Source organism: Nonomuraea dietziae (assembly GCF_014195505.1).
GTDB lineage: Bacteria > Actinomycetota > Actinomycetes > Streptosporangiales > Streptosporangiaceae > Nonomuraea > Nonomuraea roseola.
In genome coordinates, this window is sequence record NZ_JACIBV010000001.1 from 4,375,420 (window position 1) to 4,391,262 (window position 15,843).

Consider the following 15,843-nt stretch of genomic DNA (forward strand, 5'->3'; position numbering starts at 1 on the left):
GGACAGGACACTACTCCCGAGCGTCAGGTTCCTCTGTGTGACCTAGAGGGAACTCTCCGCGCCGATGGTGGTGGAGTCGCCGTGTCCGGTGTGGACGACGGTCTCGGCGGGCAGCGACAGCAGCCGCGTTCTGATCGACTCCAGCAGCGTCTCCTTGGAGGAGAACGACCTGCCCGTCGCGCCGGGGCCCGCCGGAGAAGAGCGTGTCGCCGGTGAAGACCACGCCCAGCTCGGGCGCGTGCAGGCACACCGCGCCAGGGGCGTGCCCCGGCGTGTGGATCACGCGCAGCTCGATGCCCCCGATCTTCAGCGAGGCGCCGTCCTCCAGCGGCGTGTACGGGACGGCGTCGCCGTAGTGCATCTCCCAGAGCACCTGGTCGGCCGGGTGCAGCAGGATCGGCGCGCCCGTCAGCTCGGCGAGCGGCGCGGCGGCGTTGATGTGGTCGTTGTGCGCGTGCGTGCAGACGATCGCGGTGACGCTCCTGCCGCCCACGCGCTCGGCGATCTTCTCGGCGGAGTGCGCGGCGTCGATGACGATGACCGAACGGGCGTCGCCCACCAGCCACACGTTGTTGTCGACCTCCCACGTGCCGCCGTCGAGCGAGAAGGTGCCCGAGGTGATGACCCTGTCAATCACAGGACCACCACCGAGCGCAGGACCTCGCCGCGGTGCATGCGGGTGAACGCCTCCTCGACCTGGTCGAGGGCGATCTTCTCCGAGACGAACCTGTCGAGAGGGAGGCGTCCCTGCAGGAACAGGTCGATCAGCATGGGGAAGTCGCGGGAGGGCAGGCAGTCGCCGTACCAGGAGGACTTCAGCGAGCCTCCGCGCCCGAAGACGTCGAGCAGCGGCAGCTCCAGCGTCATCTCCGGGGTCGGCACGCCGACCAGCACGACGGTGCCGGCCAGGTCGCGGGCGTAGAAGGCCTGCTTGTAGGTCTCGGGCCTGCCGACCGCCTCGATGACGACGTCGGCGCCGAAACCGCCCGTGAGGTCGCGGACGGCCTCGACGGCGTCGGCCTGTGCGGAGTTCACCGTGTCGGTCGCGCCGAACTCGCGCGCCCACGCGAGCTTGCGGTCGTCCACGTCCACCGCGATGATCTTGGCGGCTCCCGCGAGCGAGGCGCCGAGGATGGCCGCGTCGCCGACGCCGCCGCAGCCGATGACGGCCACGCTGTCGCCCCGCGAGACGTTGCCGGTGTTGAGCGCCGCGCCGAGGCCCGCCATCACGCCACAGCCGAGCAGGCCGGCCACCTCGGGCGGCGCGTCGGCCGACACCTTCGTGCACTGCCCCGCGGCGACCAGCGTCTTCTCCGCGAACGCGCCGATGCCCAGGGCGGGGCTCAGCTCGGTGCCGTCCTCGAGCGTCATCTTCTGCGCGGCGTTGTGCGTGGCGAAGCAGTACCAGGGGCGTCCCCGCAGGCAGGCCCTGCACGAGCCGCAGACCGCGCGCCAGTTGAGGATCACGTAGTCGCCCGGCGCGAGGTCCTTCACCCCCTCGCCGACCGCCTCGACGACCCCCGCGGCCTCGTGCCCGAGCAGGAAGGGGAAGTCGTCGTTGATACCGCCCTCGCGGTAGTGAAGGTCGGTGTGGCATACCCCGCAGGCCTTCACGTTGACGACCGCTTCACCAGGGCCAGGATCCGGCACGAGAATGGTCTCCAGGGAGACCTGCTGACCCTTGCCACGAGCGACGACGCCTTGCACTTGGTACGGCATGCCGTTCATCATCTGCTCAAGGCGCTGATTGCCGCAAGACATACGGCTGCACCACGCCGAGCCCTCTGGCCGGCCTGCGGCGGATCCTGTGCAGCTCGAAGCCGTCTCCCGCCAGCCCCTCCGCGAGATCGGCGTCGACCACGATGGTGCCGGGCCTGGCGATGGCGGTCAGCCGCGCCGCCAGATTGACGGTGGTGCCGAAGACGTCGCCCATCACCGGCAGCACAGGTCCGTAGGCCATGCCGATGCGCAGCTCGCCGGTCTTGACGAGGTCGAGCGCGATCCTGGCGGCCTGCGCGGGGGTGGGCGCGGTGAACAGCACCTCGTCGCCCAGCGTCTTGACCAGCCTCGCGCCGTGGACGGCGACCACGTCGGCGGCGCGCGACTCGAAGCCCTCCACCAGCTCGGCCAGCTCGCGCTCGGAAAGCTCCCTGGACCTTCTGGTGAAGGAGACCAGGTCGGCGAAGCCCACGGCGAGCGAGACCCGGCTGGGCACGAGGTCGTCGTTGATGTCGGCGATCGCCAGCAGGCGCGTTCCCGCCGCGGCCAGCTGGGCCCGCCAGACGTGGATGAGCACGTGCTCGAAGTCGGGAAGCAGCTGCTGCGACGTCTCCAGGATCCTGGCGAGGTCGGCGTCGGAGGGCTGCACGTCGGGCGGCAGCATCGCGCCGACCATGATCTCCGCCTGCCACTGGGCGAGCCTGGCGGTGGTCTGGCCGAGCGCCCTCGCCATGCGGATGACCGTGGGCTCGTCCAGCAGCCCGCTGTCGAGCATCTTGCGGACCCGCCGCAGCGCGACCACGTCGGCGTCGGAGAAGGCCACCGCGTCGTCGGCGAGCGTGGCGAACCCGAGGGCCCGCCAGATCCGCTCGGCCAGCTCCTGCGACACGCCCGCCTCCGCGGCGACCTCTCCCCTGGTGTGGTGGGCGGGGGTGCCGACGAGCAGCCGCTCGATCTCCTCGGCCGTCGGCCTCATGCTGGGGAGACTACCTTCCGTCGACGGCACCGTCGGAGACGTCCTCCACTGCGCGGAACAGCTCGGCCCGCACGTCCTGGATCCTGGGGATGTCGCGCAGGGCGAGCTGGCCCTGGTCGCTGGCCGACTCGACGGTCAGCGTGCCGCAGCCCAGCATGCGCTCGGTGAAGGACTGGTCGGAGCTGACCGAGTTGACCTTGGTGAGCGGGATCTCGTCGGTCGACTTGTTCAGCACGCCGGTGCTGATGGTGAAGCGGTGCGTGGTGAGCACGTAGCCGGTGTTCTTCCACTGCAGGTAGGGGACGAACGACCAGATCGTCAGCAGGATGACCGCGATCACGACGGACGCGGCCCTGCCGTAGAAGGCGTACTCCCAGTCGCCGGGGATGAGGTACAGGGCGGCGCCCATGGCGGCGAGGATGAGGACGAGCGCGACGGCGGGGCCGATGAGCCGCTTCCAGTGCGGGTTGAACGACCTGATGCGCCGCTCGCCCTGGGTCAGATGGTGATCCGGGAGAGTCATGGCCCAAATCGTGGCACGCAGGCCGGGTGAACGCCACGGAGAAGGGGGATCAGAGCGTGTACTCCTCGCCGCGGGGGCCGCCTGCTCCTCGTCGGCTCCCGCGGACCGATGGGCCTCGGGCGAAGCCGAGTCAATGCTGAGATGACGGGCGGACGTGGACCACGTCGCCCGCGTTGAGCGTCCGGTCGCCGACCTGGAGGTGGCCGGACGCGTCGACGCCGGCCGCCACGCCCGTCAGGAAGCGGCCGCCCGGCAGCTCCACCCGCACCTCGCGGCCGATGGTGGCGCTGGAGGCCTGGTAGGCGGCGCGCAGCCCGCAGGCGTCGGCGTCGCCGTCCGCGCTCTGCCATTCGCGGTAGTGGCTCTCGATCTCCCTGAGGATGGCCCTGATCAGCGGGTCGCGGTCGGTCGCGCGGGCGCGCTCGTCGAGGGAGTGCCGCTCGTCGCCCGCCGCCGGCCTGCCGTTCTTCGCCCTGCCGTCGTGCTCGATCGCGATCGAGGTGGCGGTGTCGACGGGCAGTTCGTCGGGGCGGAGCGAGACGTTCAGCCCCATGCCGACCACCACCGCGCCGTCCTCGGCCCGCTCGGCCAGGATTCCCGCGAGCTTCCGCTCGCCGACCAGCAGGTCGTTCGGCCACTTCAGCCGCACGTCGATCTCGGCGACCCGCCGTACGGCCGAGGCCGCCGCCACGCCGAACAGCAGCGGCAGCCAGCCCTGCCTGGCGACGGGCACCTCGGGGCGCAGCAGCACGGAGAATGTCAGCCCCGAGCGGGGCGGCGCGGTCCACGCCCTGCCGAGCCTGCCGCGGCCGGCGAACTGCGCCTCCGCGATCAGCACCGCCCCCTCACCCTCGCCCGCCCTGGCACGCTCGGCGAGGTCGGCGTTGGTGGAGCCCGCGCGGTCGACGACGGTGACACCGGACCACAGTCCGCCGGGTCTGACCAGCGCGCGGCTCAGCGCCGCCTGGTTCAGCGGCGGGCGGTCGAGGTCGGTGAAGGGTGATTCGGACACCCTTCCATCCTCCCCCAGAACGCCACCGCCCGCGGCCCGCGGCACCCGGCCACGACGCCGTCGTCACCCGTGGAAGAGCCGGCGAGCGACCCGGCCGTAGGCTACGAGAGGTGACCACCCCAACCACACGGGCACGAATCACCGAGATCACCGGAAACGTCGCCAGAGAGCGCAGCGACCACCTCGCCACCGAGGAGCCGCTGGAGATCCGCCTCACCGGCGCCGGCGGGCCCCAGCGCAGGACCGTGGCGATCACCATGCGCACCCCTGGGCACGACTTCGAACTGGCGGCGGGCTTCCTCCACGGGGAGGGCATCGCGGCGCCGGGCGCGATCAGGGCCATCGGCTACTGCACCGACGAGGACGTGACGCCCGAGGCCCGCTACAACACCGTGACGGTCGCGCTGGACGGCCCGATCCCCGAGCTGCCGACCCTTGACAGGCACTTCCTCACCTCGAGCGCCTGCGGGGTCTGCGGCTCGGCCAGCCTGGACGCGCTGCGCGACCGCTGCGTCCCCGTGCCCGAGGGCGAGCTCTCGCTCTCCCCCGAGGTGTTGTACGGCCTGCCGTACAGGCTGAGGGAGGGGCAGGGCGTGTTCGGCAAGACGGGCGGCCTGCACGCGGCGGGCCTGTTCACCGGCGAAGGCGAGCCGCTCGCGGTACGCGAGGACGTCGGCAGGCACAACGCCGTGGACAAGCTCGTGGGGTGGGCCTCGCTGAACCAGCGGCTCCCGCTGCGCGACCACGTGCTGATGGTCAGCGGCAGGGCCAGCTACGAGATCATGCAGAAGGCGCTGGCGGCGGGGATCGCCGTCGTGTGCGCGGTGTCGGCGCCGTCGTCGCTGGCGGTGGAGGTGGCCAGGGAGTTCGGGATGACGCTGGTCGGCTTCCTGCGCGAGGAGCGCTGCAACATCTACGCGGGCAGGGAGCGCATCAAGGTATAGCGAGCGGGCCTGGAATCACTGCGGATTCTCTCTTCAGCAGAAAGATCGTGTCATGTATCTTCGTGAAGTCATCGAAGAAAAGTTTCACGTGAGGAGATGCAGTGGGCAAGAAGCTTCACGCGCTGGTCCTGCCGATGGCCGTCGTCGCACTGTCCGCCCTGCCGACCGTTCCCGCCCATGCCGCCACCGGCTACGACCGCTGCAATGAGGGCTACTACTGCATGTTCTCCGGCCTCGACGGCACGGGCGACATCATCCAGATCCGCGTCAGCACGCCCGACCTGGCGGCGCTGAACATGGACGACAGAGCCAAGTCCGACTGGAACAGGACGGACTTCGTCATCCACCTCTACTCCGAGGCCAACTACGAGGGCTGCTCGGCCGGGACCAGCCCCCGCGGCAAGGGCAACTTCTTCACCACCTTCCGCGACTTCTTCAGCTCGGTGCGCATCGGCGGGCCGAACGGGCCCTCCTGTGGCACCACCGACCCCGAGTTCCGCGTGAAGGCCCACGCCTGACGTCAGCACTGAACGGCCCGGCATCGCGAGGCGGTGCCGGGTCTTCGCTTTTCTCCTATTGGAACGCTCCAGTCAGTGGAATGAAGTATTCCGTTCTGCTATTCTGGAACAGAACAAACCGTTCCGATTGCAGGAGGCCAGCGGTGACCGTTCTCGACACCCGCCCCACGGTGGCGACACCCCAGCAGCCCGTCGCCTACAGGCGGCGCTGGCCCGCGCTGTTCGTCATCCTCGCCGGCTCGGTCATGGAGCTGCTCGACGCCACCGTCACCCACATCGCGGGTCCGACCATGCGGACCGAGCTCGGCGGCGGCACCTCGCTGATCCAGTGGCTCGGCGCCGCCTACACCCTCGCCATGACCGCGGGGCTGCTGACCGGCGGCAGGCTCGGCGACATCGTCGGCCGCAAGCGGATGTTCCTCATCGGGGTCGTCGGCTTCACGATCGGCTCGCTGTTCTGCGCCGTCGCGGTCTCACCCGAGACCATGATCGCCGCCAGGGTCGTCCAGGGCCTGTTCGGCGCGGCGATGATCCCGCAGGGGCTCGGTCTGATGAAGGAGATGTTCCCTCCCAAGGAGCTGCAGGCGGCGTTCGGGCTGTTCGGGCCGGTCATGGGCCTGTCCGCGATCGGTGGCCCGATCCTGGCGGGCTGGCTGGTCAGCGCCGACCTGTTCGGCACCGGCTGGCGGATGATCTTCCTGATCAACCTCCCGATCGGCGTCGCCGCGGTGCTGGCGGCGGCCCGCTTCCTGCCCTCCTCGCCTCCGGCCGGCGGCGTCAGGCTCGACCTGCCGGGCGCGGCCCTCGCCTCCCTCGGCACCGTTCTGATCGTCTTCCCGCTGGTCCAGGGCGGCGAGCACGGCTGGCCGCTCTGGTCGTTCGCGATGATGGCCGCCTCGGCCGTGACCTTCGCCTGCTTCGTCGCCTACGAGAAGCGCCGTGACCGTGACCCGCTGATCGCCCCCTCGCTGTTCCGCAAGCCCGCGTTCGTCTCAGGCCTGGCGGTCGGCGCCATCTACTTCGCCGCGTTCGGCGGCGTGCTGCTGGTGATCGGCCTCTACACCCAGCTCGGCCTCGGCTACTCGCCGCTGAAGGCGGCGCTGACCGGCGTGCCGTCCTCGCTCGGGATGATCGCCGGCATGGGGATCGCCCAGGCCACCCAGAAGTACGGACGCAGGGTCCTGCTGGCCGGCGCGGTCGTCATGGGCACGGCGGTGCTCGCCCTGCTCGTCGTCGCCGAGCCGGGCGTGACCCCGTGGCAGCTGGCCCCCGCGCTCGTCTTCGTCGGCCTCGGCAGCGGGCTGATCATGGGCCCCTACTTCACCATCGTGATGGCCGCGGTCGATCCCCAGGAGACCGGCTCGGCCTCCGGCGCCCTCACCGCGATCCAGCAGGTCGGCAACGCGCTCGGCCTGGCCGTCCTCGGCACCGTCTACTTCGGCACCGGCAGCGTGGAGATCACTCTCGCGGTGGCCGCCGCGATGGTCGCGGCGACCTTCGTGGTCGGGCTGATGCTGCCCCGGCAGGGCAGCACCGACACCGAGTTCGTGCACTGAGTTCGTGCACTGACCGTCCGAGACCTCGGGACGCCGATCGGCGGCGTCCCGGGGTCTCGTGCTGCCGGGCCTTCTCCGGCGGGAAAGAGCGACTTTGGTCGGATGCGGATGCGTCCGAGGTTCGATGTGGGCGAGGTCCGCCGATCTCTAGCGTCGGGGACATGACGCAGACTCAGGCGCCTCCAGCGACGCGCATCCACGAGATCGACGCCGTCAGGGGCTTCGCGCTCGGGGGCATCCTCGTGGCGAACATCGGCTTCTTCGCCGACCCCGGCTACGCCACGGGCTCCGGCGTGATGCCCATCACCGAGGGCCCTGTCGCCCTCGTGGTCAGCACCCTCGTGCTGACCAAGTTCTACGTCATCTTCTCCTTCCTGTTCGGCTACTCCTTCACCCTGCAGATGCGCTCATGGGGCGACAGGGTCAAGGGCAGGATGCTGCGCCGCTGCCTCGCGCTGTTCACCCTGGGCGTGCTGCAGGGCTTCCTGCTGTGGATCGGCGACATCCTCACCCTCTACGCCGCGCTCGGCCTGATCCTGCTGGCCATGCGCAACGTCAGGCCGAAGACCGCCGTGGTGACGGGCTCGGTCATCATCGCGGTCACGTCGCTGCTGTGGCTCGCGCTCGCGGCGCTGACCCTGCTCGACCCCAGCGCGGGCGGCGCGACCGCCGCCGATCCCGCCGCGGCGGCGCGGGCGCAGGCCCTGGTGACGGGCGGCCCGCTCGACTTCCTCACCTTCCAGGCCGAGACCTACCCGGGGCTGGCCCTGTTCGTCTGGCTCGGCCAGGGCCCGATGGCGATGGCGCTGTTCCTGTTCGGGCTGGCCGCGGGCAAGTCGCGGCTGTTCGAGGAGCCCGAGCGCTGGGCTCGTCTGATCCCCCGCGTCCAGGTGCTGGGGTTCGGGATCGGCCTGCCCGCCGCCGCCTTCTTCACCTGGTCGAGCACGTCGAACGGCGGCTGGCAGCTGGTCGGGCTCGCCGTCAACAACGTGACCTCACTGCTGCTGGCCGCCGCCTACGTGGTCACGCTGCTCCAACTGGTCAGGAGGGTGCCCGCCGTCGGCGCCGCCCTCTCACCCGCGGGCAGGGCGGCCGCCTCCAACTACATCGGGCAGTCGGTGCTGATGTGCCTGGTCTTCACCGGCTACGGCCTGGCGCTCGCCGGCAGCTTGCCACCGCTCGCGGTGATGGGCGTGGCCGCGCTCATCTTCACGCTGCTGCTCACGCTGAGCGCCTGGTGGATGCGCGGCCACCGCTACGGCCCGATCGAGTACGGCCTGCGCCGCGTCACAAATCTTTCCGCATGAAGACGACGTCGCGCTCGCCGATGGGCTCCCTCGAGGTGATCGTGTAGCCGAGCCGCTCGTAGAGCGCGATGTTGACCTTCATCATGGCGTTGGTGATGAGCCGGAGCGCGGGCAGCCCGAGCGCCGCCGCCCGCTCCTCCGCGAAGGCGAGCAGCCGCCTGCCCAGGCCCTGCCCGTGCTGGTCGGGGCGGACGGCCACGTTGTCCACGTACAGCACGCCCTCCTCCGGCACCAGCACGATCAGGCCGCGCAGATCGTCGAGGACGAAGATGTGCCCCGCCGCGAGGTGCGCCGCGTAGTCGGCGTCCATGGGCATGGGGCGGACGCCGATCAGCTCGGCCCACGGCTGGTAGGCCGCCGCGACGATCTCCTCGATCACCGGCAGGTCCTCGGGGCGGGCGGGCCTGATCATCCGGTGTTCTGCAATCCGGCGGCGACGCCGTTGACCGACAGCAGCAGCAGCGTCGAGAGGCGCTCGCGCTCGGCCTCCGACAGGTCCTCCGTGGTCCGCAGCGCGGTCAGCGCCCGCAGCTGCAGGTGGGACAGGGCGTCGACGTAGGGGTCGCGCAGCTGGACGGCCCGCGAGAGCACCTTCCTGTTCTCCAGCAGCCTGGAGTGCCCGGTCACCGCGAGCACCAGGCGGCGGGTCCTGTCGTACTCCTCCAGCACCTGCGCCTCGAAGTCGGGGCGCCCGCCCAGGGCGAGGTAGCGGGAGGCGATGGAGCGGTCGGTCTTGGCCAGCGACATCTCGACGTTGTCGAGCAGCGAGGCGAACAGCGGCCATTCCTTGTAGGCCGCCTGCAGCTCGGTGACGTCCTCGACGGAGGCCAGGCCGCTGCCGAGGCCGTACCAGCCTGGCAGGTTGGCCCGGGTCTGCGCCCACGCGAACACCCACGGGATGGCCCGCAGGTCGTCGAGGGAGCGGGGCGCGCCGAGGCCGCGCCGCGCGGGACGGGAGCCCAGGCGCAGCGAGCCGATCTCCTCCAGCGGGCTGACCAGCGCGAACCACTCGGGGAAGCCCTTGGCCTCGGTGAGCGCGCGGTAGGCCCGCTCGGAGGCGGCGGCGACCTGGGAGGCCAGAGCGCGGAAGCGGGCCGCCGCGGCGGCGGTGCGCTCGCCGACGGACGGCGAGGAGGCCAGCAGCACCGCGTTGGAGACCTGCTCCATGTGGCGGCGGGCGATGGCCTGGTGCCCGTAGCGGGCGAAGATGACCTCGCCCTGCTCGGTGACCTTGAAGCGGCCTGCGACGCTGCCGGGGGCCTGGGCGAGCACGGCCCTGTTGGCGGGGCCTCCGCCGCGGCCGAGCGCGCCGCCCCTGCCGTGGAACAGGCGGAGCTTGACGTCGTTGGCCAGGGCCCAGGCGGTCAGCCTCTCCTGCGCCTCGTAGAGCTTGAGCGTCGCGGCGGCGGGGCCGAGCTCCTTGGCGGAGTCGGAGTAGCCGAGCATGACCTCCACCCTGCGGTCGTTGCCTGCCAGGCGACGCTGCACCTCGGGCAGCTTCAGCATGCCCGCGAGCACGTCGGCGGAGTTGTCGAGGTCCTGGCCCGACTCGAACAGCGGCACCACGTCGAGGACCGGCGCGCGGTCGCCGAGCGCGTGGGCGGCCAGCTCGTAGACGGCCGCCAGGTCCTCGGCCGTGCGGGTGAAGGAGACGACGTAGCGGGAGCAGGCGGTGACGCCGAAGCGCTCCTGGATCCAGGCGATCACTCTGATCGTGGCCAGCACCTCCTCGGTGCGCTCCGACAGCGCCCCTCCCGCGCGCACCTCCTCCAGCGCGGCGGCGTGGACCTGGGAGTGCTGGCGCACCTCCAGCTCGGCCAGGTGGAAGCCGAACGTCTCGACCTGCCAGATGAGGTGCTGCAGCTCTCCGTAGGCCTGCCGTACGGCGCCTGCGGCCACCAGTGACTCCTGCGCGAGCCGCAGGTCGGCCAGCAGGTCGGCGGGCTCGCGGTAGGCAAGGTCGAGGTCGCGGCGGCGGGTGGCGCCGATGCGCGCGGCGACGTAGAGCAGCCACTGCCTGTGCGGCTCGGACGGCGAGCGGGTGGCCAGCTCGGAGACCAGGTCGGGGTGGGCGTCCTGGGCGCCGGCCAGCGCGCGGCGCAGTTCCTGCGACGGAGGGGTGAACTGGGCGGCCGCGGTGAGCGAGCGGGCGATGCGCGTGGTGGCGGTCTCCAGCGCGGTCAGCACATGCTCGGCCTGGATGAGGACGGCCTCGCGGGTGACCTTGGCGGTGACGTTGGGGTTGCCGTCGCGGTCACCGCCGATCCAGCTGCCGTAACGGATGAACGACCTGGCCAGAGGGGCCCTGGTGCCGCTGCCCTCGCCGAGCGCGGCGTCGAGCGAGCGGTAGACCTGCGGCACCACGCGGAAGAGCGTCTCGTCGAAGGCGGCCATCGCCGTGCGCACCTCGTCGAGCGGGTCGAGCTTGGTGTTGCGCAGCTGGGCCGTACGCCAGAGGAGGTCGATCTCCTCCAGCAGGCGGCGCCTGCTCTCCGCGCGCTCAGTGGCGCCGCGCCCCTGGCTGTTGTACTCGGTGAGCTGGCCGCTGATGCGCTGGATCGCGGTGACGACGGCGCGCCTGCGCGCCTCGGTCGGGTGCGCGGTCAGCACCGGGTGCAGCTCCAGCCCCTCGACCAGCTCGGCGACCCGTTCCCTGCCCAACTCCTCGACGGCGGAGGCCAGCGACTCGCGCTGGACGGCGTCGCCGGCGTCACGCTCGCGCAGGGTGCGGATGCGGTAGTGCTCCTCGGCGAGGTTGGCCAGGTGGAAGTAGCAGGTGAAGGCGCGGGCGATCTGCACCGCCCGCTCGATCTCCCACGTGCTCACCATCTCGGCCACCTCGTCGGCGGACACCTCGCCGCGGCGTGCGCCGATGACGGCCTTGCGCAGGCGTTCGACGTCTTCCAGGAGATCGGGACCGCCCTGCTCGGCGATCACCTGTCCGAGTAGCTCACCGAGCAGCCGCACGTCGCGGCGGAGCTCGTCGGGCATCTCGCTGACGGCGCTGTGGCGCGGTGTGGCCTGGTCAATCATGTCTCGCACGATATCCATTCGTTCTGAACGACTGGAGACCGGTCTCAACCAGTGGACTAGACCATTACGTCGGCTTGGAGATCGCGGCGAGCAGTTCGGGCATGCGTGGGTAGCCGATCCTGCTCGCCAGCACCCTGCCGGCCCACGCGAGCGCCAGCCCGTACGGCAGCGCCACCACGCTCATCCAGGTGACGCCGAGCAGCACGGGCAGCACGACGGGCAGCGCGAGCAGCGCGGTCACGATCATCGCTCCGATCGAGGCGACGAAGGCCACCCCGCCCTGTCCCGGGGCCGCGCCGGTGAAGGCGTTGAGCCTGTCGGGCACGGTGTAGGGGACGAGCACGCTGGTGAGCGCCCCGACGCCGAGCCCGACGCCGAGCACGCCCCACGCGGTCAGCACGGCCGGCAGCACCGTCTCGAAGCCGCCTGAGAACACGGCGCCGAGGACGCTCAGCGCGATCAGCACGGGAGCCGCGATGATCGCCACGCCCAGGTGCCGCCCCGCCACGTCGCCGCGCAGATCGCGGCTGTCACCGTAGACGACGGCGTTCATCCACAGGGACCTGCCGTCGATGCCGAAGATGTTGCACTGCTGGATGCCCATCATCAGCGCGCCGACGCAGGCGGGCCCGATCGCCGCGCCAGGACCCGAGCCCTGGCCCTGGCCGCTGATGGAGAAGGCCAGCACGCCGGTCACCGCGATGGAGGCGAACCAGCCGACCCTGCCCCTGGGGTCGCGGCGGGCGTACTTCAGCTCCTTCGCCACGACGGCCGCGACCCTGCCGTCGGGGAGGATTCTGTCGAGCAGGCCGCTGGACCTGCGGACCGAGGCGGCCTGGGTGGAGGCGTCCGTGGTGACCAGCGCCCTGCTGAGCGCCCTGATCCAGAGCCAGCCGAGCGCCAGGACGAGCGCGGCGAGCGCCACGAGTTCGGCCAGGCCGACGAGCCCGCCGTCGCTGATGGCGTGGGCGGCCCAGCCCGAGGGGGTCCAGCGCAGCACGGAGGCGATGCTGTGCACCATCGCGAGAGGGTCGCCGGCCAGGCCGCGGTTGACGATGAGGTTGGGCAGCTGGGCCATCAGCACGAACACGATGACGCCGACGGCCAGCAGGTCACGGCCTCTGCGCGAGCGCAGCAGCCCCGACAGCGCGGTCGTGATCAGTCTGGAGGCGACGATGCAGAGCGCGAACTGCAGGAGCACCGCGACGATGCCGAGCAGCACGCCGCCGATGCCTCTGGCCAGCCCGACCAGTGCGCCCGCCGTCACCAGGAAGGAGGCGGCAGGCCAGATGCCGGTGACCGAGGCGGCGAACATTCCCGTGGCCAGCTGCCGCGTGCGCAGCGGGAACAGGGCGAGCTTGGCGGGGTCGAGCGTGTCGTCGACGCCGAAGGCCAGCAGCGGGACCGTGGCCCAGAAGACCAGCAGCCCGGTGAAGGCGATCACGCCGACGTCGGCGGCCACCTGCGCGGAGGCGAGCCTGAGCAGCGACAGGAGCAGAAAGCCGCCCCCGGCCACGACGAGCGCGGCCAGACAGGAGAAGACGAAGCCGAGGACGCGCTGGGTGTCGCCGCGCATGCCGCCCGAGATCAGCCTGAGCTTCAGTGCGACGAAGAGCCCAACCACGTCAGCCCCTCCTCTCCGCCCTGGCGAACGCCGACGAGGTCGAGGAAGGCCTGGTTGAGGCTGCGCCCGGCGCGCACCTCGTCGATCGGCCCCTGGGCGACGATGGTGCCGCCGCTCATCACCGACACCCAGTCGCACAGCCGCTCGACCAGCTCCATGACGTGGCTGGAGAAGATGACGGTGGAGCCCGAGGCGGTGTAGCGCTGCAGGACCTCGGTGAGGATGTTGGCGCTGACGGGGTCGACGCCCTCGAAGGGCTCGTCGAGGAAGAGGACGGCGGGGTTGTGCAGCAGCGCCGCGGCCAGGCCGATCTTCTTGCGCATGCCGGTGGAGTAGTCGACGACGAGCTTGTCCGCCGAGCCGGTGAGGTCCATGACGCGCAGCAGTTCCTCGGCGCGCCGTTCGACCTCGGCCTTGGGGATGCCGCGCAGGCGCCCGTTGTAGTGGAGCAGTTCGCGGCCCGACAGCCGCTCGAACAGGCGCAGGCCCTCGGGCAGCACCCCGATGCGCGCCTTCACCTGGACGGGGTCGCGCCACACGTCGACGCCGCCGACCTCGGCCAGCCCGCCGTCGGGGCGCAGGAGTCCGGTGATCATGCTGAGCGTGGTCGTCTTGCCCGCGCCGTTGGGGCCGACCAGCCCCGCGAAACTGCCCGCGGGGACCGTGAAGTTCACCCCCGCCACCGCCACCTGCTGGCCGAACCTCTTGAATAGGCCTTCTGTGCGCACCGCCTGCGTCATGACCACCAGTCTGGTGCCTGTCCGACGCCGTCGCGCACATCCCCTTTAGTCTTACGGCATGAGCGCTGCACTGCCGTCGGAGCCCCCAGAGATCGACATCCACACCACCGCTGGCAAGATCGCCGACTTCGAGCGGCGGAAGGACGAGGCCGTCCACGCGGGCTCGGCGCGCGCGGTGGAGAAGCAGCACGCCAAGGGCAAGATGACCGCCCGCGAGCGCCTGGACGCCTTCCTCGACGAGGGCTCCTTCGTCGAGTTCGACGAGTTCGCCAGGCACCGGGCCACGGCGTTCGGCATCGAGAACAACAGGCCCTACGGCGACGGCGTGGTGACAGGGCACGGCACCGTGGACGGCAGGCCGGTCGCCGTCTTCAGCCAGGACTTCACGGTCTTCGGCGGCTCGCTCGGCGAGGTCTACGGCGAGAAGATCGTCAAGGTCATGGACCACGCGCTCAAGGTCGGCTGCCCGATCGTCGGCATCAACGACGGCGGAGGCGCCAGGATCCAGGAGGGCGTGGTCGCGCTCGGCCTGTTCGCCGAGATCTTCAAGCGCAACGTGCACGCCTCGGGCGTGATCCCGCAGATCTCGCTGGTCATGGGTCCGTGCGCGGGAGGCGCCGTCTACTCCCCCGCGCTGACCGACTTCATCCTGATGGTGCAGGAGAAGTCGCACATGTTCATCACGGGCCCCGACGTGATCAAGACCGTCACCGGCGAGGAGGTGAGCTTCGAGGAGCTGGGCGGCGCCCACACCCACAACTCCAGGTCGGGCGTGGCGCACTACGAGGCCGCCGACGAGGCCGACTGTCTGGAGTTCGCCAAGGCGCTGCTGTCCTACCTGCCCTCGAACAACCTGGACGAGGCGCCGGTCTACGAGGCGGACCCCGAGCTGACCGTCACCGACGAGGACCGCGAGCTCGACACGCTGATCCCCGACTCGCCCAACCAGCCCTACGAGATGCGCACGGTCGTCGAGCACGTTCTCGACGACGGTGAGTTCCTGGAGGTCCATGCCCAGTTCGCGCCGAACCTCGTGGTCGGCTTCGGCAGGGTCGAAGGACGTTCGGTGGGCATCGTGGCCAACCAGCCGATGAGTTTCGCCGGAACTCTTGATATTGCCGCGTCCGAAAAGGCGGCGAGATTTGTACGTACTTGTGATGCTTTCAATATTCCGGTGTTGACATTTGTCGATGTACCAGGATTCCTTCCCGGCACGGACCAGGAATGGAACGGAATCATCAGGCGCGGCGCCAAGCTGCTCTACGCCTACGCCGAGGCCACGGTCCCGCTGGTCACCGTCATCACCCGCAAGGCCTACGGCGGCGCCTACGACGTCATGGGCTCCAAGCACCTGGGCGCCGACATCAACCTCGCCTGGCCGACCGCCCAGATCGCGGTCATGGGGGCACAGGGGGCGGTCAACATTCTCTACCGGCGCGAGCTGGCCGCGGCCGACGATCCCGACGCCGAGCGGGCCAAACTGGTCACCGCGTACGAGGACACTCTGGCCAACCCGTTCCTCGCCGCCGAGCGTGGCTACGTCGACGCGGTGATCAGGCCGTCCGACACCAGGGTCCAGATCGTCAGGGCGCTGCGCGCGCTGCGGAACAAGCGGGCCTCCCTGCCCGCGAAGAAGCATGGGAACATCCCGCTATGACGACTCATCTGCGCATTGTTCGTGGCGATGCCACCGCTGAGGAGATCGCGGCTCTCGTGGCGGTTGTGGCGACCCGACACGCCCAAGCCGAACGGCCCGCCGAACCGAAGAACGAATCATGGCGAAACCCGGCCAGGGCCATGCGTAAACCGCTCGCACCTGGGAAGTCGGCGTGGCGAAACAGCGCCTTGCCGTAGAGGATCCTGAGAATCGGGTGTCAACTTCGCCGGGAGT

At 70.6% G+C, this 15,843-nt stretch carries 14 protein-coding genes and 1 pseudogene; 6 read left to right on the forward strand and 9 right to left on the reverse strand.

The features are described 5' to 3' along the window. Window positions 1-42: 42 nt before the first annotated feature. The 5 genes and pseudogenes from FHR33_RS20640 to FHR33_RS20660 all read right to left on the reverse strand — a co-directional run bounded on the left by FHR33_RS20640 (window position 43) and on the right by FHR33_RS20660 (window position 4,230). Window positions 43-637: pseudogene (locus FHR33_RS20640) on the reverse strand (MBL fold metallo-hydrolase). Then, window positions 634-1,719, reverse strand: coding sequence for an S-(hydroxymethyl)mycothiol dehydrogenase (locus FHR33_RS20645; RefSeq protein ID WP_183650241.1), 1,086 nt, complete (start codon window positions 1,717-1,719; stop codon window positions 634-636). The pseudogene FHR33_RS20640 and the gene FHR33_RS20645 overlap by 4 nt, the downstream one beginning before the upstream one ends. Before the next feature lie 16 nt (window positions 1,720-1,735). After that, window positions 1,736-2,695 carry an adenylate/guanylate cyclase domain-containing protein gene (locus FHR33_RS20650; RefSeq protein ID WP_183650244.1) on the reverse strand — a complete coding sequence of 320 codons (960 nt, stop codon included), beginning with the start codon at window positions 2,693-2,695 and terminating at the stop codon, window positions 1,736-1,738. 10 nt (window positions 2,696-2,705) lie between these two features. Further along, window positions 2,706-3,218, reverse strand: coding sequence for a PH domain-containing protein (locus FHR33_RS20655; RefSeq protein ID WP_183650247.1), 513 nt, complete (start codon window positions 3,216-3,218; stop codon window positions 2,706-2,708). A 130-nt stretch (window positions 3,219-3,348) separates the two neighbouring features. Further along, window positions 3,349-4,230, reverse strand: a complete 882-nt coding sequence (locus FHR33_RS20660) for a biotin--[acetyl-CoA-carboxylase] ligase (RefSeq protein WP_183650250.1) — start codon at window positions 4,228-4,230, stop codon at window positions 3,349-3,351. Between the two features lie 110 nt (window positions 4,231-4,340). On the opposite strand from FHR33_RS20660, the gene fdhD reads away from it, so the two are divergent. The 4 genes from fdhD to FHR33_RS20680 all read left to right on the forward strand — a co-directional run bounded on the left by fdhD (window position 4,341) and on the right by FHR33_RS20680 (window position 8,555). Then, window positions 4,341-5,174, forward strand: a complete 834-nt coding sequence (fdhD, locus tag FHR33_RS20665; protein ID WP_183650253.1) for a formate dehydrogenase accessory sulfurtransferase FdhD — start codon at window positions 4,341-4,343, stop codon at window positions 5,172-5,174. Window positions 5,175-5,275: 101 nt separating this feature from the next. After that, entirely contained in the window at window positions 5,276-5,692 is a 417-nt protein-coding gene (locus FHR33_RS20670; RefSeq protein ID WP_183650256.1) for a peptidase inhibitor family I36 protein, read from the forward strand. A 143-nt stretch (window positions 5,693-5,835) separates the two neighbouring features. After that, entirely contained in the window at window positions 5,836-7,248 is a 1,413-nt protein-coding gene (locus FHR33_RS20675; RefSeq protein ID WP_312895641.1) for an MFS transporter, read from the forward strand. Window positions 7,249-7,409: 161 nt separating this feature from the next. Continuing rightward, window positions 7,410-8,555: a DUF418 domain-containing protein gene (locus tag FHR33_RS20680; RefSeq protein WP_183650262.1), complete on the forward strand. Its 1,146-nt coding sequence runs from the start codon at window positions 7,410-7,412 to the stop codon at window positions 8,553-8,555. Here the strand turns inward: FHR33_RS20680 and FHR33_RS20685 are convergent. From FHR33_RS20685 to FHR33_RS20700, 4 genes are all read right to left on the reverse strand, one after another. After that, window positions 8,536-8,967, reverse strand: coding sequence for a GNAT family N-acetyltransferase (locus tag FHR33_RS20685; protein WP_183650265.1), 432 nt, complete (start codon window positions 8,965-8,967; stop codon window positions 8,536-8,538). The genes FHR33_RS20680 and FHR33_RS20685 overlap by 20 nt on opposite strands. Then, window positions 8,964-11,588, reverse strand: coding sequence for a phosphoenolpyruvate carboxylase (locus FHR33_RS20690; protein ID WP_183650267.1), 2,625 nt, complete (start codon window positions 11,586-11,588; stop codon window positions 8,964-8,966). The genes FHR33_RS20685 and FHR33_RS20690 overlap by 4 nt, the downstream gene beginning before the upstream one ends. Window positions 11,589-11,652: 64 nt before the next feature. Beyond that, a complete protein-coding gene (locus FHR33_RS20695; protein ID WP_183650269.1) occupies window positions 11,653-13,212 on the reverse strand; it encodes a hypothetical protein in 1,560 nt (519 codons plus the stop codon). Continuing rightward, window positions 13,188-13,952: an ABC transporter ATP-binding protein gene (locus FHR33_RS20700; RefSeq protein ID WP_183650271.1), complete on the reverse strand. Its 765-nt coding sequence runs from the start codon at window positions 13,950-13,952 to the stop codon at window positions 13,188-13,190. Before FHR33_RS20700 ends, FHR33_RS20695 begins: the two co-directional genes overlap by 25 nt. A gap of 58 nt (window positions 13,953-14,010) precedes the next feature. Between FHR33_RS20700 and FHR33_RS20705 the strand changes: the two genes are divergently transcribed. Continuing rightward, a complete protein-coding gene (locus FHR33_RS20705; RefSeq protein ID WP_183650273.1) occupies window positions 14,011-15,609 on the forward strand; it encodes an acyl-CoA carboxylase subunit beta in 1,599 nt (532 codons plus the stop codon). Continuing rightward, entirely contained in the window at window positions 15,606-15,806 is a 201-nt protein-coding gene (locus tag FHR33_RS20710; protein ID WP_183650275.1) for an acyl-CoA carboxylase subunit epsilon, read from the forward strand. The genes FHR33_RS20705 and FHR33_RS20710 overlap by 4 nt, the downstream gene beginning before the upstream one ends. Window positions 15,807-15,843: the final 37 nt, after the last annotated feature.

Excerpts from the sequence above, each read along its gene's own strand:
- FHR33_RS20655 (WP_183650247.1), bottom strand. The coding sequence starts at position 3,218 with ATGACTCTCCCGGATCACCATCTGACCCAGGGCGAGCGGCGCATCAGG.
- FHR33_RS20700 (WP_183650271.1), bottom strand. The coding sequence starts at position 13,952 with ATGACGCAGGCGGTGCGCACAGAAGGCCTATTCAAGAGGTTCGGCCAG.
- FHR33_RS20650 (WP_183650244.1), bottom strand. The coding sequence starts at position 2,695 with ATGAGGCCGACGGCCGAGGAGATCGAGCGGCTGCTCGTCGGCACCCCC.
- FHR33_RS20705 (WP_183650273.1), top strand. The coding sequence starts at position 14,011 with ATGAGCGCTGCACTGCCGTCGGAGCCCCCAGAGATCGACATCCACACC.
- FHR33_RS20685 (WP_183650265.1), bottom strand. The coding sequence starts at position 8,967 with ATGATCAGGCCCGCCCGCCCCGAGGACCTGCCGGTGATCGAGGAGATC.
- FHR33_RS20645 (WP_183650241.1), bottom strand. The coding sequence starts at position 1,719 with ATGCCGTACCAAGTGCAAGGCGTCGTCGCTCGTGGCAAGGGTCAGCAG.
- FHR33_RS20680 (WP_183650262.1), top strand. The coding sequence starts at position 7,410 with ATGACGCAGACTCAGGCGCCTCCAGCGACGCGCATCCACGAGATCGAC.
- FHR33_RS20690 (WP_183650267.1), bottom strand. The coding sequence starts at position 11,588 with ATGATTGACCAGGCCACACCGCGCCACAGCGCCGTCAGCGAGATGCCC.
- FHR33_RS20710 (WP_183650275.1), top strand. The coding sequence starts at position 15,606 with ATGACGACTCATCTGCGCATTGTTCGTGGCGATGCCACCGCTGAGGAG.